At 38.5% G+C, this 22,297-nt stretch carries 20 protein-coding genes and 4 tRNA genes; 6 read left to right on the top strand and 18 right to left on the bottom strand.

Features of this window, described 5'->3' with window-relative positions; genetic code table 11:
• Positions 1-73 precede the first annotated feature (73 nt).
• The 5 genes from yigB to lptM are packed head-to-tail and all read right to left on the bottom strand — an operon-like array spanning position 74 to position 3,479.
• A complete protein-coding gene (gene yigB, locus LW139_RS01070; protein WP_166540264.1) occupies positions 74-790 on the bottom strand; it encodes a 5-amino-6-(5-phospho-D-ribitylamino)uracil phosphatase YigB in 717 nt (238 codons plus the stop codon).
• A complete protein-coding gene (gene xerC / locus LW139_RS01065) occupies positions 790-1,713 on the bottom strand; it encodes a tyrosine recombinase XerC (protein WP_166540263.1) in 924 nt (307 codons plus the stop codon). The genes yigB and xerC overlap by 1 nt, the downstream gene beginning before the upstream one ends.
• Positions 1,710-2,420, bottom strand: coding sequence for a DUF484 domain-containing protein (locus tag LW139_RS01060; protein WP_109410169.1), 711 nt, complete (start codon positions 2,418-2,420; stop codon positions 1,710-1,712). Before LW139_RS01060 ends, xerC begins: the two co-directional genes overlap by 4 nt.
• Before the next feature lie 25 nt (positions 2,421-2,445).
• Positions 2,446-3,270, bottom strand: a complete 825-nt coding sequence (dapF, locus tag LW139_RS01055; protein ID WP_227336294.1) for a diaminopimelate epimerase — start codon at positions 3,268-3,270, stop codon at positions 2,446-2,448.
• A 41-nt stretch (positions 3,271-3,311) separates the two neighbouring features.
• Entirely contained in the window at positions 3,312-3,479 is a 168-nt protein-coding gene (gene lptM, locus LW139_RS01050; RefSeq protein ID WP_166540261.1) for an LPS translocon maturation chaperone LptM, read from the bottom strand.
• A gap of 79 nt (positions 3,480-3,558) precedes the next feature.
• Between lptM and cyaY the strand changes: the two genes are divergently transcribed.
• Positions 3,559-3,876 (top strand): iron donor protein CyaY, encoded by a 318-nt coding sequence (gene cyaY, locus LW139_RS01045; RefSeq protein WP_166540260.1) that lies wholly within the window; start codon positions 3,559-3,561, stop codon positions 3,874-3,876.
• A gap of 68 nt (positions 3,877-3,944) precedes the next feature.
• Here cyaY and LW139_RS01040 read toward each other — a convergent pair whose 3' ends face one another.
• Positions 3,945-6,539 carry a class I adenylate cyclase gene (locus LW139_RS01040; RefSeq protein ID WP_166540259.1) on the bottom strand — a complete coding sequence of 865 codons (2,595 nt, stop codon included), beginning with the start codon at positions 6,537-6,539 and terminating at the stop codon, positions 3,945-3,947.
• 998 nt (positions 6,540-7,537) lie between these two features.
• On the opposite strand from LW139_RS01040, the gene hemC reads away from it, so the two are divergent.
• From hemC to LW139_RS01015, 5 genes are all read left to right on the top strand, one after another.
• Complete coding sequence (gene hemC, locus LW139_RS01035; RefSeq protein ID WP_166540258.1) at positions 7,538-8,479, top strand: hydroxymethylbilane synthase; 942 nt, start codon at positions 7,538-7,540, stop codon at positions 8,477-8,479.
• Positions 8,476-9,213: a uroporphyrinogen-III synthase gene (gene hemD, locus LW139_RS01030; RefSeq protein WP_227336293.1), complete on the top strand. Its 738-nt coding sequence runs from the start codon at positions 8,476-8,478 to the stop codon at positions 9,211-9,213. Before hemC ends, hemD begins: the two co-directional genes overlap by 4 nt.
• A gap of 20 nt (positions 9,214-9,233) precedes the next feature.
• Complete coding sequence (hemX, locus tag LW139_RS01025; RefSeq protein ID WP_247850507.1) at positions 9,234-10,499, top strand: uroporphyrinogen-III C-methyltransferase; 1,266 nt, start codon at positions 9,234-9,236, stop codon at positions 10,497-10,499.
• 4 nt (positions 10,500-10,503) lie between these two features.
• Positions 10,504-11,724 carry a protoheme IX biogenesis protein HemY gene (hemY, locus tag LW139_RS01020; protein ID WP_247850506.1) on the top strand — a complete coding sequence of 407 codons (1,221 nt, stop codon included), beginning with the start codon at positions 10,504-10,506 and terminating at the stop codon, positions 11,722-11,724.
• A 110-nt stretch (positions 11,725-11,834) separates the two neighbouring features.
• A protein-coding gene (locus LW139_RS01015) for an IS3 family transposase (protein ID WP_432652198.1) occupies positions 11,835-13,177 on the top strand; the annotation gives its coding sequence in 2 pieces (ribosomal slippage) (positions 11,835-12,285 and positions 12,285-13,177; 1,344 coding nt in all).
• Positions 13,178-13,233: 56 nt separating this feature from the next.
• On the opposite strand, the gene LW139_RS01010 is transcribed toward LW139_RS01015, so the two are convergent.
• The 12 genes from LW139_RS01010 to rfbA all read right to left on the bottom strand — a co-directional run bounded on the left by LW139_RS01010 (position 13,234) and on the right by rfbA (position 22,283).
• Positions 13,234-13,551, bottom strand: coding sequence for a hypothetical protein (locus LW139_RS01010; protein WP_166540254.1), 318 nt, complete (start codon positions 13,549-13,551; stop codon positions 13,234-13,236).
• A 939-nt stretch (positions 13,552-14,490) separates the two neighbouring features.
• Positions 14,491-14,567: transfer RNA gene (locus LW139_RS01005), tRNA-Pro, on the bottom strand.
• Positions 14,568-14,595: 28 nt separating this feature from the next.
• A tRNA-Leu gene (locus LW139_RS01000) sits at positions 14,596-14,682 on the bottom strand.
• A 22-nt stretch (positions 14,683-14,704) separates the two neighbouring features.
• A tRNA-His gene (locus LW139_RS00995) sits at positions 14,705-14,780 on the bottom strand.
• Between the two features lie 65 nt (positions 14,781-14,845).
• Positions 14,846-14,922 (bottom strand) — tRNA-Arg (locus tag LW139_RS00990).
• A 217-nt stretch (positions 14,923-15,139) separates the two neighbouring features.
• Entirely contained in the window at positions 15,140-15,877 is a 738-nt protein-coding gene (gene wecG, locus LW139_RS00985) for a lipopolysaccharide N-acetylmannosaminouronosyltransferase (protein WP_166540253.1), read from the bottom strand.
• The gene (wzyE, locus tag LW139_RS00980) at positions 15,877-17,241 is read right to left on the bottom strand and encodes an ECA oligosaccharide polymerase (RefSeq protein ID WP_166540252.1); all 1,365 of its coding nucleotides are present in this window, start codon (positions 17,239-17,241) and stop codon (positions 15,877-15,879) included. Before wzyE ends, wecG begins: the two co-directional genes overlap by 1 nt.
• On the bottom strand, positions 17,238-18,323 hold the full coding sequence (locus LW139_RS00975; RefSeq protein ID WP_210813286.1) for a TDP-N-acetylfucosamine:lipid II N-acetylfucosaminyltransferase: 1,086 nt from the start codon (positions 18,321-18,323) through the stop codon (positions 17,238-17,240). The genes wzyE and LW139_RS00975 overlap by 4 nt, the downstream gene beginning before the upstream one ends.
• Positions 18,320-19,576, bottom strand: coding sequence for a lipid III flippase WzxE (wzxE, locus tag LW139_RS00970; RefSeq protein WP_109410122.1), 1,257 nt, complete (start codon positions 19,574-19,576; stop codon positions 18,320-18,322). Before wzxE ends, LW139_RS00975 begins: the two co-directional genes overlap by 4 nt.
• A 2-nt stretch (positions 19,577-19,578) precedes the next feature.
• On the bottom strand, positions 19,579-20,709 hold the full coding sequence (gene rffA / locus LW139_RS00965; RefSeq protein ID WP_227336290.1) for a dTDP-4-amino-4,6-dideoxygalactose transaminase: 1,131 nt from the start codon (positions 20,707-20,709) through the stop codon (positions 19,579-19,581).
• Position 20,710: 1 nt separating this feature from the next.
• The gene (rffC, locus tag LW139_RS00960; protein ID WP_247850504.1) at positions 20,711-21,424 is read right to left on the bottom strand and encodes a dTDP-4-amino-4,6-dideoxy-D-galactose acyltransferase; all 714 of its coding nucleotides are present in this window, start codon (positions 21,422-21,424) and stop codon (positions 20,711-20,713) included.
• Positions 21,402-22,283: a glucose-1-phosphate thymidylyltransferase RfbA gene (gene rfbA / locus LW139_RS00955; RefSeq protein WP_247850503.1), complete on the bottom strand. Its 882-nt coding sequence runs from the start codon at positions 22,281-22,283 to the stop codon at positions 21,402-21,404. Before rfbA ends, rffC begins: the two co-directional genes overlap by 23 nt.
• Positions 22,284-22,297: the final 14 nt, after the last annotated feature.

Raw genomic sequence — 22,297 nt, 5'->3', positions numbered from 1 at the left:
GGATTTCATCCGTGATGCAAAGTAAAGCCTTTTTCAATTGCGTTTATCTCTGCCATTTTGATCTAATATCACGCTAAACCAATTCTATCAGTTTACTTAAATCTGTAATTTCAATATGTGGCATCACGCGAGTTTCACCTTCTTCAAACAAACTACGGTTATCAAGGTTAATCCAGCAAGCTTGTAATCCACTATTAACAGCACCTTCAACATCCGTCACAAGATGATCACCCACATGTAAAATTTGTTGATGAGGCACTTTTAAAAGCGTTGCCGCTTTATCAAACATATCAGAATAAGGTTTAGAGCGACCATCAGGGCCAGCTTTTAAAATATGTGAAAAATACTGCCCTAAGCCACAACTTAGCGGATTTGCATTACCATTTGTAATGGCAATTAACGGAATTTTTTCTGCTAATTGAGTGAGGACTTGATGTGTATTTTGAGGCACATTAATACGACTACGCCAATAAGCAAAATGCGCCATAATTTCATCTGCACCTTGCTTTGCTTTAGCTTCACTGTAGTTGTAATCTAACAACATATTCCTAGCAGCAAGCCAACGCCACTGTGTAATATCATGAAATATCTCTGGATTATTTTCTATAAGTGGCTTTTTATAGGCATTCACATCTTCTTGTGTGAAATGATTAAAACGTAGATCATATTGGCGAATAAAAGCCAGTGTCTCTTTTTCCGTTTTATCCATCACTGGCACATTGTCATACAGCGTATCATCTAGATCAAAAGTCATCGCTGCAATTGGCGTCAGAGTTCTGTAAAAGCGCATTATGATTTTTCTCTCTTAGCTCTCGGATGAGCAGCATCATAGACTTTCGCTAAATGCTGAAAATCTAAGTGGGTATAAACTTGTGTCGTTGATAAATTAGCGTGTCCTAATAACTCTTGTACCGCACGTAAATCACCGCTGGACTCTAGTAAATGTGTAGCAAATGAGTGGCGTAACTTATGAGGATTCACATGGCTATTTAGCCCTTGTTTTATCCCCCAAAGTTCAAAACGTTTTTGTACGCTACGCACAGATAAACGCTTACCACTTTGAGTTGAGATAAAAACAGCCTTATCTTCTGGTGCATAAAGTTCTCGCATCGGAAACCAATTTTGTAACCATTCTATCGCTTTTCTTCCTAAAGGAACTTTACGCTCTTTACTCCCTTTACCTAATACACGCACTTCACCTTCATTCAGGTCAATATCGTTAATATTGAGATTAGTCAGCTCAGATAAACGCAAACCCGCACCATACATCACCTCTAGCATGGTTCTATCTCTGACAGAAAGGGGATCGTTTAAGTCGATATTCATTAATTGGTTTACTTCATCTACATCCATATTTTTAGGAAGATGACGACCTGATTTAGGTGTACGTATACCTTTCGCAGAATTAACATCCAGCATACCTTGTGCTACTTGCCAATCAAGAAAGCTACGTAACGCAGAAAAGCGCAAAGCCAAACTGGTCGGCTGTAACCCGCTTCGATGACTTTTTGCCAATAACATACGTACATGTTGGCTTTCAAGTGATTGCCATTGCGTTATTTTTATCTCGACCATCATTTGCACTAAGGCCATCAATTGGCGATGGTAGTTTTCTACCGTTACAGGACTTAATCGGCGTTCAACTTGAATGTAACGCAGAAATTGCTCAATAGCCGTGGTGAGTGTTTCTGGAAGATCGCTGGGTTGACTCATTGTCTTGCCACCCAACGTGTTAATAATTCCGGTAAGATATGGGCTAATTTATCCAACATGACGGTTCCCATTCCTTCCTGAAAATGTTGATTATCTCGACTATTAAAAATAATCACACCTAAATCACCATAATGTCCTAATAATGAGAGAGCAACCGAACCAGAACGCCGTACGTTAGGCATCAACAACATGATCTCTTGTCCATTGAGCATACCTAAATAGTGATTATCATCACCCATACGCTGAATGCGGAAGTGTTCAAAAGCTTGACGAGAGAGAGCAAGCGCTTGTGCATCTAAAGGTGGTTGTAATTGCCAACGATCAGTAAATAAACGCAATTGAACAGAGTACAGACCTAATCTTTTAGCCCAGAGGTTTAAACGCTCTAACATTTCATTGAGAGAGTCACTGCTGGATAATTCAGAAATTAATAACAAGAGTTGGCTAAACAAAGATTCATTCTCAGAAGCTTGCTCTATTAATAAACGCATATCTTCTTCAAGATAGTGAATGCGATTACGTTGGCGTGACATTATCCACTCAACTAATGAGACAGTACCTCTAACGGGATGAGGAACTTGCATTTGCTCAATGTAACTTGCATTACGGATAAAAAAACCAGGATGCTCTGTGAGGTAACGAACCACTTGTTGATCATTAAGTTCGTTTGTTTCAGGGCAACAGAACTGCTCATTTTTATCCGTCATACAGATAGCCTCTCAAAAAATAATATTATAGCTGGATGATCCCATCATAAATATGTGTCGCAGGCCCGGTCATATAAAGAGGGTTACCCACTCCTTTCCATTCGATAAACAGCGATCCACCAGGCAACGTGACTTTCACTCGTTTATCTAATAAACCTTGTGAAATACCGATCGCAGCAGCAGCACAAGCTCCGCTACCACATGCATTAGTTTCACCCGCACCACGTTCAAATACTCGCAAATGAAGGTTATTCCTGTCTACGATTTGCATAAACCCAATATTAGCACGTTCAGGGAAACGTTCATGTTGCTCTAATACTGGCCCTAATAATTCCACTTCGGCTGTTTTGATATCTTCAACCTGAATAACACAATGGGGATTTCCCATCGAAACTACACCACATAATACAGTACGTTCCATTGCCCTGATAATATAGGTCTTTTCCGCTTTTTGTGCACGAAAAGGGACTTTTTGAGGATCAAACTCAGGCTCCCCCATGTTGACGCACACATCATCATTATCCATAACGTGTAAGGTCATTCTGCCGGACTGTGTACTGACTTTTATCTCTCTTTTATTTGTAAGCCCTTTTAGTCTCACAAATCGAGCAAAGCAACGCGCACCATTACCGCATTGTGCAACTTCACTTCCATCCGCATTAAAAATACGATAATGAAAATCAAGCTCAGGATCATAAGGCGCTTCAACCACTAACAATTGATCAAACCCAACACCAGTATGACGATTAGCTAATCGACATATCAATTCTGGTGAAAAATAAACATTTTGGGTCACGGCATCGACCACCATAAAGTCGTTACCAAGACCATGCATTTTTGAAAATTGCATCTTGCCCCTGCCTGAAACGAAATTACCGTTTCTAAGATTGACTAATTGGTCTGAGTTGAGGTGCTCTCAACTTGCTGGGTTGGCTGGGATGACTGCGTCATTTTTGCCTGAGTATCTTCAGGAGGGAAATAAAGAGGGCCTTTCAAGCCACAACCCGAAAGAGAAATCAGTGTTATTATAGCAAGAGTGCAACGTAAATACGTTTTCATTCGAAATCTGCCTGTCATTTATTTGGTTAATATCCTCTATAATCGCAGTTAGATCTCGAAAAGCAAATAGGAAATGAAGATGAACGACAGTGAATTTCACCAATTAGCTGACGAACTCTTGTCAGAAATAGAACAAACTATTGATAATTATGAAGGTGACGCAGATATTGATTGTGAAATCAATGGCGGTGTAATGACATTAACCTTTGAAAATAATAGCAAAATCATTATTAATCGTCAGGAAGCGTTTCATCAAATTTGGTTAGCGACACGCTCTGGTGGTTATCACTTTGATTGGAAAGATGATCAATGGATTTGTGATAGAAGTGGTGGTGAATTTTTAACCATGCTAGCACAAGCAATAACAGAACAAAGTGGGGAAGTGTTTTCTTTCTAAGAAACCCAGTTAATTACAATAATGGGAGCTATCAAAGCTCCCATTATTGTTTATAGACCTGTACTCAATTAAGAGTGTTGCACAGCTTTATAATCTGTAAATCCGTGGGCAACAACATTCATCTCAGGTTGAGCCTCTTTATTACCTAGATCGGATAATTTACCAAATGATCCGCCAGCAAAAGGTAACACTTGTGTTGATCCTTCCACTTTCACAATTTGATAAAACTGCGGCAAGTTAAAATTAATAAAGCTTGAGCCATATGTGAATCGATCATGAGAGGAAGAGTAAAAGCGGCTAACATCTTTCACTAACTCTTCTTTGCTTCCTTCACAATGGGAATAAATTTCGACACGATTTGCTTCATCTAAAATATAGATATTAAAGACATTATTATCTTCTGTAGTTTCAAAGAAGAACTGGATAATCCCTTCACACGCAAAACCATCAATGACCGCAGGTAAATAACGAGCATCTTTATCCAGCTTAACAGGCAATCCATGAAGTTTGTTATATGAAATTGCACCATAAAACTCGATAGCATTTTCTAATTTTTGCACCGACACATTTAGGCGCTCAAAAAATAAACCCCAAGTTTGTCCAGCAATACGTAAAGCTTTAAAACGTCCCGGCTCTAAACGATTCGTTGATAAACGTAGCTCAATACATTCTGATACTAACTGTTGCACGCGGGTACGAATTAAACCACGTAGATGTTGGCTATAGCAGAATACTTCAACAGAGGCCGGTGGCGCCGCATCTTGGTGCATTTTACCTAAAATCGTTTTTAACGATTCCAACATAGATTGTGTGCCACTGAAATGAAGAGTTCTTACCTCATTCCAAGAGTTGCGGTACAACAAATCAATGCTACCAATAAGACATTGCTCTTTTTCACCAAAGCTAAAAACATCCAATTTTCTAAAATCAAAGTGAACCACTTGATCAGAAAAACTTTCTGTTGGATCTGTTTCCAAATTGACAATAATGGCTAGATGTCTAATTTCGCAAGGGCTATACAATGCTTTTGGTGTTGGAGCTGGTAAACGAATAGGGAAATGGCTCGACATATCCCTGACTAATTCATGTAGTTTAATTTCATCACAAGAGGAATCCCCTTGATGAATATAAACACGAGATCCTTTTGTTAACAGCCCATTAAAATAAGACCACGCCACTAATTTATTTAGGTAGCGGTTATATTCTAATGGTTGATGCCCAACGATATTTTCAAAATCAGGGGCACGATTATATAAATACCATCCGCTACGATTTGCTCGGCCTTGTGGTACATAAATAAAGGTTAAATGTGACTCTGATAAATCAGGTGATATTTGCGGATTAACCAGTGTTACTTTACCAGGCAATGCTTCGAATGCCGCATAAAGTTTACGTGTTAATACACCAATATCTTGTGGGCTTGCACTGACACTCAAATTATTGCGACGCGCAAAACGGATAAGATTACGATAGCTTTGCATCATCGTATCTAATAGTTCATTGTGCGCATCACGTACTCGCTCGATTTTCCAGCTATCACGGGTATCGAGTATCGTTAACCGTTCGTTATCCCATTGCCACTGAGTCACTAATTGAGATAAGACTTGTCGTCTCCAACCTTCGGATTCATTTTGTGTTTTTTCGTTAGATAATTTTTCACACACTTTTAGGTAGAAACAGCGACGGATAAGATCAAGGCGGGTTAAATCATTGATAGAAACTAAATAACGCGTAACACGCTCAAGCATCATACAATAAGCATCTAAACCGTAATTGACGATTTCACCACGGTGAAGATGTTGCTTCATCTCTAATGCCAGCAGTTTTCCATTAGGATAATCCGCGGAATAAGCTTCTAATAAAATACTTTTTAATACCGCTTTATATGGCGAATCAACGCTTTTATAAAGCTGCCATAAACTTGCACCAAAATACTCTTCGGCTGAAAGTTCACCTAACCCCCCCAAATCTAACCACTCATTGGGTGTTAATACGCCCTGAGCATAAAGAGAGTTAACATATTCATCATAATGGTGTTCTTCTTCTACTGGCACCATCGTCCATAGCAAGCGTTTACCTGCAAGACGTACCGCAGTACGGTAAAATTCGTCAAGTAAAAGAATATGTTGAGTAGAACCACAATCTTCTCCACCTAAGCTACCGCTTGCATGATGGCGAAATCTATTTTCATCGATTAAGAAAAATGTAACGTCAATGCCTAGCTCACCAGCCCACTGTTCAATCAGTTGGCACTTGCGTTGTAAAAGCGCACGCTCATCCTGATCCAGCCATGATTGATGGCAGACCCAAATATCAATATCAGAGCAGTGACTTTGCCCAATAGAAGAAGTGCTACCCATCGAGTAGATGCCAGTAATTGGCAACTCTCCGCTGGCGTACCCTTCCATTGGCTCATCACATAATGCGTTAATCAGCTTATTGGCCCATTGACGTTGCATGTCATCAGGTTCAAAGAAACATGTACCGTGAGGAACATTTCCTTGTAGGTAGCCGGGTAACTCAGGATGGTGGTAATGCAATAAAACAGGAATTAAACCATAGACCTGTTTAAAAACATCACACATCGATGCAAATGCTCGTTCCAGTCTGAGTTGATTAATCGCATCCAGCCGTTGCTTCAGTGTTTCAATATAAAGATACAAGAGTTTCGCCTGAACAATACTAAGAAGATAGTAGAATCTGAGTTTATAAGTGACCGAGCTTGAGTTAATCCATTATTAATAGATAAAACTTTACTAACAAAATCTCGGAAACGTGATCAATTTAACACCTTGAGCGCAAGGCGTAAAGAGGAACTCAAAATATAGCACCAAGATCTAAAAACGATATTTAAGGGCTTAATCGTGTAAAGCTTCAATATTAATATGTTTATAATCATATAGATAAATCATTTTATTTGTGAAAAAAATGATAATAAAAATATCTCAATCCACCATTTAACCTACAAAAACCCCTGCTTACTTGATGATGAACAACAAAATAAATACTGACAAAACTTAGAAAATGACTAAAAAAATGAAAATAAAAATAACCACTTGATAAATATATATTTTTATTTTTCTTGTTGTTTTTTTTATTTTTACATTCAAATAATGAAATATTTTTTAGTATTAAAATAATAATATTTAAATAAATGTTTTATGTTCATTAAATATTTATTTACTTTAAATTTTAATTTATTTTTTTATTTTTTATTATTTCGCTTATTTTTATTTAATAATATTTTTGTTAAATTTTATCGTATATTTATATATGAAAAAATAATTACCAAAAAAACGTTATCTAAAATAATGGTTGTTTTATCAATGTGTTCAGATTAGGTATTACATTTATCTTATTTACCAACAACCAATTGTTAACAAAAATGGATCAATGTTTTATTTTTGTAAACAACCACACTCTTTATATAGATATAAAAAGAATAAAACTCAGAAAATAAATAAATTCATCGTAGTAGATCACTATTTTACTTATTTTTTATTTCCTTTTTCTTTTTTTCTTTTTCGATTAACCCTCTATTTCTTTCATTGTTATCACGACTCAAAGCGCCTTAACTGGAAAATTGAGCCTTAAAGTGTTAAAACAATGCCTTATTTCTAAACAAAAATATCGCTAATCGCTCGGAAGAGATAATACTATTATGTCAAAAAGTACCATCCGTATTGCTACCCGCCAAAGCCCTCTTGCTATGTGGCAGGCGCTCTATGTGAAAGAACAACTACAACTTGCTCATCCAGGTTTAGTCGTCGAATTAATACCGATGGTCACTAAAGGTGACATCATTTTAGATACACCTTTAGCTAAAGTGGGTGGTAAAGGGCTCTTTGTAAAAGAATTAGAACTTGCTCTACTTGGATCACGCGCAGATATCGCCGTTCATTCTATGAAAGATGTTCCGATTGATTTTCCTGAAGGTCTAGGATTAGTGACAATTTGTGAACGCGAAGATCCTCGAGATGCCTTTGTTTCTAACCATTATGATTCATTAGAGCAACTCCCAGCAGGTAGCATTGTAGGCACATCAAGTTTACGCCGCCAATGTCAATTAAAAGCACAACGCCCTGACCTGATTATTCGTGATTTACGAGGTAATGTTGGCACCCGCTTAAACAAATTAGATAACGGCGATTACGATGCTATTATTCTTGCTGTTGCAGGCTTAAAACGCCTTGGTCTAAATGAACGTATCCGCACACCATTATCCGCAGAGCAATCTTTACCTGCAGTTGGACAAGGTGCTGTGGGTATTGAATGTCGTTTAGATGACAATGATACTCGTCAGTTATTAGATGCTCTCAATCATTCCCGAACAGCAATTTGTGTTAAAGCAGAGCGTGCAATGAATACGCGCCTTGAAGGCGGTTGCCAGGTTCCAATTGGAAGTTACGCTATTTGGCAAGATAACAAAATTTGGTTACGGGCTTTGGTCGGTTCACCTGATGGTGAAACTATTTTACGTGGTGAGCGTTTAGTATCCCCACAAGAAGCTGAAACCGCAGGTATTTCTCTGGCTGAAGAGCTTTTAGATAAAGGTGCCAGAGCCATTCTAACAGCGGTATATCAGGGTAATGCACCCGCATGAGTATTTTAGTCACTCGCCCTGATCCTGCTGGAAAAGCATTAACCCAGCGTTTAATTAATGCAGGTAAAACAGCATTTCAAGCACCTTTAATAGAGATCACCGCAGGTCGTGAGCTTCCTTTATTAGATGCTAAACTAAAAGGATTAAAGGCGGGTGATTGTGTTTTTTTACTTTCTAAAAATGCGGTGTCATACGCAAACAGGCAACTGAATCAATTACAACAATCATGGCCAGATACGCTATCCTATTATGGAATAGGTCAAAGCACAGCAAAGGATTTCCAACATTTAAGCGGTCTTTCTATTCACTATCCTGAGCAAGGAGAAACTAGCGAAGATCTTCTCGCGCTTCCTACACTCAATCTGGTGAAAAATAAACAGATCTTACTGCTTAGAGGTAACGGTGGTCGTGACTTACTTGCAACAACATTACGCCAACGAGGTGCAATGATTGATGAATGCGAATGTTACCAACGCCTATTTATTAATTATTCCCCTGACAATTTTGCGCTTCAGTGGGAAAAAGCACAGGTTGATACACTTGTTGTCACTAGCGGTGAAATGTTACAACAACTCTTTGATCTGGTCGCTGAATCTAAGAAAGCATGGCTGTTAAACTGCCATTTACTGGTGGTGAGTGAACGATTAGCAACAATAGCAAAAACATTAGGGTGGGAAACCGTCACCGTTGCTGAAAGTGCCAATAATGATGCTTTATTTCATGCATTAATATAGAACCTAAATGAGACGCCGATATGACGGAACAGAAAAATACAAATGATAATGACTTGCCAAAAGATGCAGCTAAAGCTGATGAGAATGTCCGCTATCAGGAAGTCAAACCTGTTAATAACAAGCGCTCAGGTCTAATTGGAAGTGCTGTTGCTATCCTTGTTATTTTGGCAATCGGTGGTAGCCTTTACTATTACACCAATCAACAAGCATCAAAGCTGAGTGTAGAAAATCAATCACTCAAATCTGAGCTTGCCCAATTACAACAACTCCAAAATACTTATCAACAACGCTTTGACAATATTGATAGCATGTTTAACTCACAAAAACAGACTATCGATAAATTACAAAACGAGCGCCAAACAACAGAGCGTCAAATTCAAGATCTACAAACACGTTTTGCCGCTATTTCCAGTGCAGATGTGAAAAGTTGGCTATTAGCGCAAGCCGATTTTATGGTTAAAATGGCGGGTCGTAAGTTATGGAATGACCAAGATGTGGTGACCGCAGTAAGTTTACTAAAAGGTGCGGATAGTAGCTTGGCAGAAATGAACGATCCAAGTTTACTTGAAATTCGTCGTGCTATTAATGAAGATATCAGTAGTTTAGCCGCATTAACCAAGATTGATAACGACGGCACTATCTTACAGATAAATCAATTAGCTAATCAGGTTGATAATCTGCGTTTAGCAGATCTTGAGCGTAATGGCTCACCAATGGATAAAGATGACGAAACTATTTCAGGTTCGCTGTCAGATTGGAAACAAAACCTAAGTAAAAGCTGGAAAAGCTTTATGGATGACTTCATTACTATCCGTCGTCGAGATACTGAAGCCGTTCCTTTATTAGCACCCAACCAAGATATCTATTTACGTGAGAATATTCGTTCACGTTTATTAATTGCTTCCCAAGCTGTTCCTCGCCATCAGACTGAGATCTACCAGCAATCGCTTGAAGCAGTATCCACTTGGGTTCGTGCTTATTTTGATACCTCTGATCCAAGTACAACCGCATTTTTAGATACGGTATCTGAATTAGAGAAGCAACCTATTACGCTTGCAATGCCGTCAGAATTGAAAAGCCCGATATTGCTAGAAAAGCGTGTAGAAAAACAAATCCGCAATCTACTGACACAAAATGAGTATGCAGAGCCACAAGTAACTGAAGTGCAAGCTGTTGAAGCCCAAGATGCTCAAGCCGTAGAAGCTGATAGTACATCGAAAAGCGTACAAGATGCCGCAGCTGATAGCGCAACGGCTGATACAGCAGTAACACAACAAGGAGAATAAGCTTATGTTAAAAATACTACTCCTTTTTGTGGTGCTTATTGCTGGCATCATTTTTGGTCCACTATTGGCAGGCCATCAAGGTTATGTGCTTATACAAACGGATGATTGGGATATTGAAACCAGTGTGACCAGCCTTGTCATTATGTTTGTTTTACTGCAATTAGCACTGTTACTAATTGGTTGGAGTTATCGCCGTTTTATTGGTACAGGTTCAAAAGCCTATAGTTGGTTTTCTTTCCGTAAACGTAATCGTGCTCGTAAACAAACGAGTATGGCGTTAATGAAATTAGCAGAAGGCGACTTTAAAGAAGTTGAAAAACTGATGAGTCGCAACGCAGACTATGCAGAACAGCCAGTTGTAAACTACCTATTAGCAGCAGAAGCTGCACAACAGCGTGGTGATGAATTCCGAGTTCAGCAACACCTTGAACGAGCAGCTGAACTTGCCGATACCAATCAACTCCCAGTTGATATTACACGGGTGCGTATTTTATTAGCGCAAAATGAAAATCATGCGGCACGTACTGGGGTTGATGAATTATTAAATCAAGCACCTCGCCATCCTGAGGTTTTACGTTTAGCTGAAACGGCTTATACCCGAACCGCTGCTTGGCAAGCATTGCTTGATATCATCCCATCAATGCAAAAAATTGCGTTGCATACAGATGATGAATTAGAGCAATTACGCCAAAAAGCCTACATTGGCATTATGGGACAAAAAATGTCCGAAAGTGGCTGTGATGGGCTAAAAAATTGGTGGAAAGCACAACCACGTAAAGTACATCATGATAATGCATTACGTGTTGTTTTAGCTGAACATCTTATTGAGTGCAACGATCCTGTTACTGCTCAAACGATCATTTTAGAAGGGATCAAACGTCAGTATGATGAACGCTTGATCTTACTATTGCCACGTTTAAAAAATACAGATGCTAATGTGATTTTAAAAGTACTAAATACACTGATTAAGCAACATGGTCCTACACCATTGCTCAACAGTACATTAGGTCAAATAGCCATGCAGCAAGGGCAATGGGTACAAGCAGAAACGGCATTTCGTAATGCGTTGAAACAGCGTCCTGATGTTCATGACTTTGCGTGGCTTGCTGATGTCTTGGATAAACAGAAAAAATCTGAAGAGTCGGCTAAAGTGCGTAAAGATGCTTTATTAATGACACTGAAAAAAGATTCAGTCATCTTTGAAGAGCCGAAAAAAAGTAAGTAAGCTCATTCGATAAAAATGTGATCATAAATTGTTTGATTAACTGATTTAAAAACCCTCTTTATTATGAACTGCACCCCAAAAGTTGGACACCAACTTTGGGGTGTTTTTCTATGGCTAAATATTCTCTTGATTTTAAACTAAATGTGATTAATTTTTATCTCGAAGGCAATGGTTTTCTATCAACGGCTAAGCATTTTTCTATTGATACTTCTCAGGTTCGTCACTGGTGCTCCGCTTATCAATTGCATGGTATTGAGGGGATTAAGCCTCGAAAATCCAAAGCAATCTATTCTCTTGAGCTAAAAATGCATATATTGTCTCACATGGCAAAACATTCGCTCTCTATCAGAGAAGCCGCCGCTCTTTTTAATATTCCAACCTTTACAACTCTATGGGAATGGAAAAATATTATGGATATTCATGGTATTAAAGCATTAGCTCCCAAGAAAAAAGGAATACCTACATTGACTAAAAAGAAAACAGAATTACCTAAAAATGACAAAGATAAATCGGTTAAAGAACTTTTAAAGGAACTCGAGTATTTACGTGCTGAGAATGCTTGCTTAAAAAAGTTACAAGAATTGCAGGAAACAAAACGACGGTAAAACAACGTGTTGCGGTCGTTAATCAACTAAAAATGATTTATCCTATTTTGGTTTTATTACGTGCCCTTTCCTTATCAAAAAGTACGTTTTATTACCATCAAAAAAATAGTAATAACTCAAAAGATAAATTATTAAAAGATAAAATAAGGACTATTTATCATCAACATAAAGGTCGATATGGTTATCGAAGGATCACTGCTGTACTGCGAAATGAAGCCGTTATTAATCATAAAAAAGTACAACGATTAATGCAGGCTCAAGGATTAAAATCAGTTGTAAGACCTAAAAAATATCATTCTTATAAAGGTCAATTAGGCCGAATTGCTGATAATCATCTCAAAAGAAATTTTCATGCCAGCAAGCCCAATGAAAAATGGGTTACCGATGTCACCGAATTTAAGGTAAAAGGTGAAAAGCTTTATCTTTCGCCTATTCTTGACTTATTTAATCAAGAAATTGTTTCCTATCAAATAGCTAGACGTCCTCATTACAACATGATTGAACAGATGCTTACCCAAGCCTTTTCAAAATTGACTCAGGGAGGCGAGCTTATACTGCACTCAGATCAAGGATGGCAATACCAAATGAGCCGTTATCACAATAGCCTTAAGAAACAAGGCATTACTCAAAGTATGTCACGAAAAGGAAATTGTTTAGACAATGCAGTAATAGAGAATTTTTTTGGCATATTAAAAACAGAATGTTTTTATACAAAGCAATTTAGAGATTTGGATGAACTAGAAGAAGAACTTCATGAATATATCAAGTATTACAATACGGAACGGATCAAGATAAAATTAAAAGGACTGAGTCCAGTTCAATACCGAACTCAGTCTTTACCTAACTAATTTAAACTGTCCAATAAACTGGGGTCAGTTCAATTATTGAGGGTTTTTTATTTTATTTAAAAGCCATGTTGAAATAACAACACCACTTCTACACATAAAGTCAAAAAGATATATACCCAAGCAATACGGTAAAAACGGCTGGGTATTCCTTTCACGTTTTCTTGATTAAATGACAAATAATATTTTCTTGCTTGGTAAAACACCACGATATAAATCAGTGCAATCCCCTGACAAAGAAAAGCCACATATTTAGCCCATGATTTGCCACCAATAATTAGCATAATCAACGGGATCAAAAAGAATAACAATGGGCCAAACTTCTCTATAAGAAAGAGTCTTTCCTGTGCAAGGTATGCTTTTTGTTTATTTATCATAATGCTGCTATCTCCCGCCTATCCTTGCGCTGGATGATAACGTGATAACGCGATGAACACAAAACGGATGAGCTATATGGCGTAAAAAAGAGCATATAGAAAAAAACGCCTGTATAAAACTATACAGGCGCATAAATATACAATCAGGTCTACAGACGGATGGTGCCTCACTCAACGTTTCGTCCTGTTGATGATGAATGATGTTCATCGTTAACGTGGACGTAGGCACCGAATAATCGGCTCTGCATCATTCCTAGGTTTATGAAGTCAAAGCTATCATAAGGAGTGGAATGAGCATCTACAATATAAATAATGCATTTAGCGTGCCAATTTTTATTTTTTTGATAATAAAAATCTCCCACCTCAAAAAGATAAGATAACTTATTGAATTTTAGTTTCCCTTTTCTGTTTCACTCATCCTTTATGATAAAAAGTACGTCACCTATGCTTTCATGCTGCTATTGCTAAATAGAAAAGAAAATATAAGGCCTAACATACGTCTCTTTTTCACGACAAGAAAAACACACAAGTTATTTAATGGCATTAAATCAATAGGTTAAGTGTCACCTATTGACGACATTAAAAATGCTAAGTGTTGGCATTTGCCGACATAAAAAATAAAATCTTTATATTTCATATAATTAAATTATGATTTTTTATTAATTCACCTATTCATTTTATGAAGATTAAAATAAGGCAATAAATTAAATTATTAATAAAGCTTAAGTGATAAGACCAGATATCACTTATAAAGAGTGACGATATTATTCCTATGTGAGATCAATTAAGAATAAGCACCAGAAAAAATAGCCAAAGCTAAAATTGGATATGGATATGGATATGGATATGGATATGAAAAAATAAATATGCTGAGTTTAAATGTAAAGGTATAAATCGCAGATACGAAAAAGCCCCGATAAAATCGGGGCTTTCTCTTATTGGTCGGCGAGAGAGGATTCGAACCTCCGACCCACTGGTCCCAAACCAGTTGCGCTACCAGGCTGCGCTACTCGCCGTCTGAATCACTGCTCTTATCTTGTTTATTGGTGCGAAGGGGGGGACTTGAACCCCCACGTCCGTTAGAACACTAACACCTGAAGCTAGCGCGTCTACCAATTCCGCCACCCTCGCATAAACAATAACTAAGATAAGATGGGGTGGCTAATGGGACTCGAACCCACGACAACTGGAATCACAATCCAGGGCTCTACCAACTGAGCTATAGCCACCATAACAGCTATCTTATTTACTTCTTACAACAACGCTCTTCACCGTAACTCTTAGCACGCTTTAATGGCGCGCCCGACAGGATTCGAACCTGAGACCTCTGCCTCCGGAGGGCAGCGCTCTATCCAGCTGAGCTACGGGCGCTTCACGCCGTTGCGGGAGAGGATAGTACGGATTTACGCACTGTCTGTCTAGTGCTTTTTGAAAAAAAAAGTTTGTTTGACGATAGTTTGTGCATTTCGTCGATAAATGGAGCGTTTTTACACGCTAAACGCCCCACCAGTATAATAATTAAACAATGAAGATGCTAGATGAAAGTGTGAATAAATCATTTAGCTAACAAACAAACGCTCAATGACCATCACAATTTATTGGAATAGTAGTATCCAACAAATTTTAGCAACTTAAATTGGCGCTTAATTCGGCTTGGTTGTGATAACAAACGATATAACCATTCTAAGCCAAGGTTCTGCCATGCTTTAGGTGCTCTCTTCACATGACCTGTAAATACGTCATAAGTCCCCCCCACACCCATATATAATGCATCAGGATAAATCTCACGACATGCACGAATAAATAACTCTTGCTTAGGTGAACCCATAGCAATAGTCACTATCTTCGCACCAGAGGCCTTTATACGCTCAAATAACGCATCTCTATCTTGAGGTGTGAAGTAACCATTTTGACTCCCAACAATATTCACATTCCATTGTGATTTTAGCTTATCTTCGGTTTGAGCTAGAATTTCTGGTTTGCCACCAACAAGAAAGACTGGCGTTCCTTCTTTACCTGCTCTTTCCATTAATGCTTCCCATAAATCTGCGCCCGCAATACGAGAAACATTGGCATCTGGATACTTACGGCGAATACCCCGCACAACACTAATGCCATCGGCATAAAGATAATCTGCTTCGTTAAGCAATTCATTCAAGGCTGTATCGGTTTCTGCGGTTAGGATTTTTTCTGCATTTATCGCAATTAGAGATCCACTTTTTATTTGTGTTCCTTCATAAAGATAATCCAGAAAATGAGCCATATCGCGAAATCCCCAGATATTATGTCCACGGATTGAATACTTCGGAATTGAATTGGATCCCATTACTTTTCCTTTTTCTCTAAACGAGGTTCACCTTGTATTTGACGAGTCACGTAATTACGCACTAATCCCGCGCTTTCAAATAACCAATACAGCAGTTTTGCAACAACTAAACATAAACCAAAAACCAGACAGAAAAACACAACACGAGAGACAAAGGAATCAACCCCTTCTCGCGCTAAAACAATCATATTAAAAATAGCCCCAAAGCAGAATGCTTGTAAAATAGCGGATTTATAACGATTGTTTTCATTAAGTCCTTGCTGATACAACCAATCAAACCATTTAATAATTAATCCCACCACGATTGCACCTAATGGGATAAACACAACGCCCCCCATCACCACTAAAGAACCAATTAAGGTTGGTGAAATCGCAAGGCCTGCATGGTAATCAAGGACTTCCCATGTAAAGTAGTTTGCTGAATTGAGTACCACATCAGGACGCTCAGGCCAAACCCAAGAAGGAATAAAAACATAAAAATCACGAATAATCGGAGCAAGCCCTTGGAACTCAATCTTGTCATAATTATCAAGTAATAATGCTAAATTTTCCCAAGGAGAGAACGTATCACGAGTTAGGTACAAGAAAGTATAGAAAGCCTCAGCCCCACTGACATCAAGCCCATAGCGTTTTAATGCCAGCCAGAACATCCCGACAATACTCATCACCCCCGCAGCAACCAGCATCCACAACGTTATCCAACCACGAACAATGCCGATAAATAAAAACAGAGCAAAAGCGATAATGATATTCGCGCGAGTTCCACCCACAATGATATAAGTTAAAATTCCGAAACCGACCGTTGCACACAGGAAGAAAATCCAGCGTTGTTGTGTCGGTTTTAAGAAATAAACCACCAGCATGGCGGGAATAAAGAAGTAGAAAAAGCGCTTAAGCGCCACACCAGATACTTGGCTTGAAAAAATTTGGCTGTATGTTTTGAGCTTAAAGAGTAAAAAACCATTTTGTAGGAAGAAAATTCCCACTGTCACAAATGCAATTAATGCCAATAAGATCCAAGTAAGATTAGTTTCTACTCTATTCATCGTAAATAACGACCTAGAAGGGCCGCTAACAGGCTTTCTCAACCTAACCTTATAAGTTACATAATAAATAGCATAGAAGCTGGTAGAGGCTAATAATGCGTATAATAATGAATCAACAGGAACAACGGCCACATCAAATTGGAACACCAACATACAGGTTAGTGGAAAGCCAAAATAGAATGTCAGCAAATAGAGCATTGAGAAAAAAACATTAAAATTAAAACGAACTCGACGAAACTCTTGATAAGTCAGTAATAAAATAAAACTTAAGGAGATAAAATAAACGAGTGTTAAGCCACCCAGTTCCGCCAATGTCATTGGGGCTCTCCTGTGCTTATCTCAATCAACTGTTTCCAACCTTCAGTAAAATTAGGTGCAAAGAAGGCAATATTTTGGCGATCAAGCATAAGTAATTGACGTTGAGCTTCTTCAATCAGTGCAACATCTAATTTATCACCTGAGAAAAAGACTGGAACATTTTGTTCTGTTAAATCTTGCCAAAATGGGTTTTGACGGCTAATAACAAAAGGGATCGCAAATTGGATAAGTAAACAAAGCGTACCAATGCCTTGCTGGCGATGAAAAATAAAATAGCCTAAATCGCATGTCTTTAATAAGGCTAAATAATCATCAAATGCCAGTTTGTCACGTAAAATTTCAACCTGATTATCAGGAAGTAACTGATTAACAGCGTGAGAGACTTCATCAATATATGCGTCATTATTATCAGGATATCCCATTGGGATAATCACTTTTGCGCGCGTTCCATATTGTTCTGCTATCGATTGTAATGCTTCAACATGGCGATTTGATCTGTCTCCTGAATTTCCGACAATAATAGTGATTTGTTGTGCATCAATAGATGACTTTTCTGTCACAGTCAGAGCAGGGTCCATTCTTGTTGGGAAATAGAGCAAACTTGCTGGAATATTAACGTTAAATTGCGCGAAGTAGTTAAGATCACCTCGTGTGCCAAACACTCGCCCTACCCGTTTTTGTGCCAACTTACGAAGAAGATAAAACAGTCTAAATTTGAGTTGCTTAGAATCCTGATACAGATCAGCCCCCCAAATATGCCACCAAAACTGATGACGCTTAATTTTACCTGTCAGTAATGCTAGCCAAATAGGAGCATTAAATTGGCCTAAAAAAAGGAATCGTTGGTGAGTATCGGCCTTTGCCAATGTAATCACTCTCTGCGCAACCTGCTTTTTATCCGCTAAACACTCAATGTCTAAAGCTGGGTAGCTTTCTTGCAGTGAAGTATCTTTACTGGCAACGATAAAACGAGGTTTATACGTTAATCCCGCCTCAGTAACGAGGTGGTCGTTAAAAAACCGTAACATTGTGTTGTTATGATGCACAATGTCTGAACCTAGTACGTAAATCAAAGTTGTCATTTGCGCCTGCAATAAATCACGAAAACAGAACTACAGAGAAGGAAGTAAATAATATACGTCGCCATATAGGCTTGAGCAGCACCAAGTGCGCCATGTTCAGGAATAAGCCAACGGGAAAATAGTGTTAGTAAAGCAAATTGACTTACTTCTGTAAGGATATAAAAACGTAGTGCCGCTTTTGCAATGACCAAATAGCCAAAGACATAGGCACCTACTTTTAAAACATCACCGACAAGTTGCCATGCAAATAAATCACGCATAGCGACAAATTTATCTGAAAACAGTAACCAAATTGCAAAATCACGCAATAACCACACCATAAAACTGGCAACGGCAACCGCAGGAAGTACAAACTTCAGTGATTTCACGATCTCTTTGGTAATATCACTCTTTTGCGTTAATCGAGAGAGTGTTGGCAACAAATAAACAGAAAAAGAGGCTGTAATAAACTGCAAGTAAGCATCTGAAATGCTAGTTACGCCTTGCCAAATACCAACATCATCCCAGCTATAGTGCTCAGCAAGTAGATTACGCATCATAATATAAGCGACTGGTAACGTAATCGATGTCAGTATCGCCATAATAGTAAATTTACCAAGATGGCTTGCTATTGCCTTATCCCAACGAGGTTTAAGCTCACTTAACGCAAATCGCTTACGTTTTACTACTAAAAATGTAGCAGGAAATAAAATAAGTGCAGGAACTAATGCTAGTCCAATTAATGCACCGTGATAACCCGCAAATAAATAGCATAAATAATAAGCAATAACACCAATAATGCTACCTGCGATCACAGATAAGGCATTACCAGCCGCATCACGATAACCTTTTAATATGGCAAGAAAATAGTTGCTATATGCTATTCCCATTTGAATAAAAGCAACGGCTCTTACAATATCCTGATATTGATGATAATCATCACCAAATAATACTTGGCTAATGGGAGCAGAAAAAAGAAGAAATAAAACAGCTAATAGTGTAGAGAACAGCAAGATCATAGCCGATGATGTGCCCAACACATTTTTGCGTTGAATATCATCATCTTGATATTGTGCGATTAATTTCGTTACACCATTAAAAATTCCCGCACCAGACAATACACCAAGTACGGTAATTAATTGACGAAAGTTACCTGCTAATCCCACGCCAGAAGGACCAAAGGAGACAGCGAGTAACTTGACGACAAGCAGGCCAGCCCCGATTTTTATCAGGGTTGATCCCGCTGTCCAAATTGATGCTTTGGCTAATGACATAATTAAGCAAAGAAATCGCGAATATGGCCAATAACGGTTTGCTGTTCTTCTTCTGTCATATTGTAGAACATAGGTAAACGCACTAAACGTTCACTTTCTTGCGTAGTGAAAATATCTTCACCATCAAAACGGCCAAACTTCATACCTGCTGGGCTGGTATGCAATGACACATAGTGGAAGACAGTTAAAACATCGTGCGCTTTCATATAATCATTAAACGCAGTACGTTGCTCGATATTGTTCAGTTTGATATAGAACATATGCGCATTGTGTTCTAATCCTTCAGGAACGATTGGAAGCGCTAATAAGTCTTTCTCTGCTAATGGCGTCAATGCGTCATAGTAAATCTGCCAAAACGCTAAGCGACGTTCATTAATTTTTTCGGCTTCTTCAAGCTGTGCCCATAAATATGCAGCTTGTAAATCTGACATTAAGTAACTAGAACCAATATCACGCCAAGTGTATTTATCGACTTGTCCACGGAAAAATTGGCTACGATTAGTGCCTTTTTCACGGATAACTTCTGCACGATTGATTAAGTCAGGATCGTTAATGAGCGTTGCACCACCCTCACCACCTGATGAGTAGTTTTTAGTCTCATGGAAGCTATAGCAACCAATATGACCAATAGTGCCCAAAGCCTTACCTTTGTAAGTTGACATGACGCCTTGTGCAGCATCTTCGATAACAAACAGATTATGTCTTTTCGCAATAGCCATAATCGTGTCCATTTCACACGCAACACCCGCATAATGAACAGGCACGATAGCACGAGTTTTGTCTGTAATTGCCGCTTCAATTTTTGTTTCATCGATATTCATGGTATCTGGACGAATATCAACAAAAACAATGGTTGCCCCACGTAATACAAACGCATTAGAGGTCGAAACAAAGGTAAAACTCGGCATAATGACTTCATCGCCTGGCTTGATATCTAATAAGATAGCAGCCATTTCAAGCGATGCAGTACAAGATGGCGTTAACAGCGTTTTATGACAATGAAATTGTTCTTCTAACCACTTTTCACATTTTTTTGTGAAATTGCCATCACCACAGAGCTTGCCACTTTCCATGGCCTGTTTCATATATTCTAATTCGGTGCCGACAACGGGTGGTTTATTAAACGGAATCATATTATCCCCTGTATAACCAATAAGTGGTGCTCTCTATTAAGCCCCCACTGTGTGTGTATAAACGCGAAGCTGCAATATTGCTGATTTGTGTTGCAACATATAGGGTTGAAATACCTTGCTGTTGACACCAAAACTTCGCGGCCGACATCAGTTGTTTACCAATGCCTTGTCCTGTTCTATTGGGCATTACCGCAAGTAACCCCACTCTTGCTTCACTTTCAGATAGACGACGTAAAGTGACAAAACCACTTATGTTATTTTCAATATCATAAGTTAGTAAGCAGATATCATCGAACGTGCCTAGTACGGCTTTTTTAACCCATAATGCATAAAAGCGACTGCTATCGTCTTCTTGATACCAAGGTGCTCGAAAACGACTTTGTACAAAAGCCTCTGATGCAGTTGTCATCAGTAAATTAATATCAGCGTCATTGGCTTTTCTAAAACATAATTCAGGCGCTTTCTTACAAGCATTTTCTATGCCAATTGGAAGTTTAAAATCAATTTCACCTTCCGCAAATTGAAAACCTAATTGACTGAGTTTATCGATGAGTGAAAGCTCATGAGATGCGACTTTAGCCTGAACTAGAGCAAATGCATCAAGCTGTTTGTCCATTAATACTGGCGCTCGAGTATCAAACTCAAGACGCCCTGTTTTGAGTGAGAAAAATTCACTTTCCCACTCAAGATAATTAATATTGGCGAGGACGGACATGTAATAAATCCAATAGATAGCGGCCATAACCCGTTTTAGACAGTGATTTTGCACTTTCTCTTACTTGGTCATCATTGAGCCATCCATTACGCCAAGCAATCTCTTCAAGACACGCCACTTTAAATCCTTGGCGCTTTTCAACTGTTTGAACGAAAGTACTGGCTTCAATTAAACTGTCGTGAGTGCCGGTATCTAACCATGCAAAACCACGCCCTAACAGTTCAACATTAAGCTCACCACACTCAAGATACATCTGATTAATAGACGTAATTTCTAGTTCACCACGAATTGAGGGTTTTACTTTTTTAGCAAAATCCACCACACGGTTATCGTAGAAGTAAAGCCCTGTTACTGCCCAATTAGATTTAGGCTGTTCCGGCTTTTCTTCAATCGACAGTACTTTGAAATTATCATCAAATTCAACAACACCAAATCGTTCAGGGTCCATTACTTGATAACCAAAAACTGTCGCTCCGCGTTCACGTTGAGCAACTTGTTTTAGTTTTGGACTAAACCCTTGACCAAAATAGATATTATCGCCTAACACTAAACAGCAATGATCATCACCAATAAAGTCTTCACCTAAAATAAACGCTTGAGCTAAACCATCTGGCGATGGCTGTATTTTATATTGAAGATGAACACCAAATGCAGAACCATCACCTAATAAACGTTGAAATGAGGTCATGTCATCGGGTGTTGTGATGATCAAAATATCTCGAATACCAGCAAGCATCAGAACTGAAAGCGGATAATAGATCATGGGCTTATCGTAGATAGGCAACAACTGTTTCGATACCCCTTTGGTTATCGGATGTAGTCGTGTACCAGAGCCACCCGCTAGAATAATACCTTTCATCATTTATCCTTTTA

The organism is Proteus vulgaris (genome assembly GCF_023100685.1).
GTDB lineage: Bacteria > Pseudomonadota > Gammaproteobacteria > Enterobacterales > Enterobacteriaceae > Proteus.
This window is presented reverse-complemented; position numbering and strand designations above follow the sequence as displayed.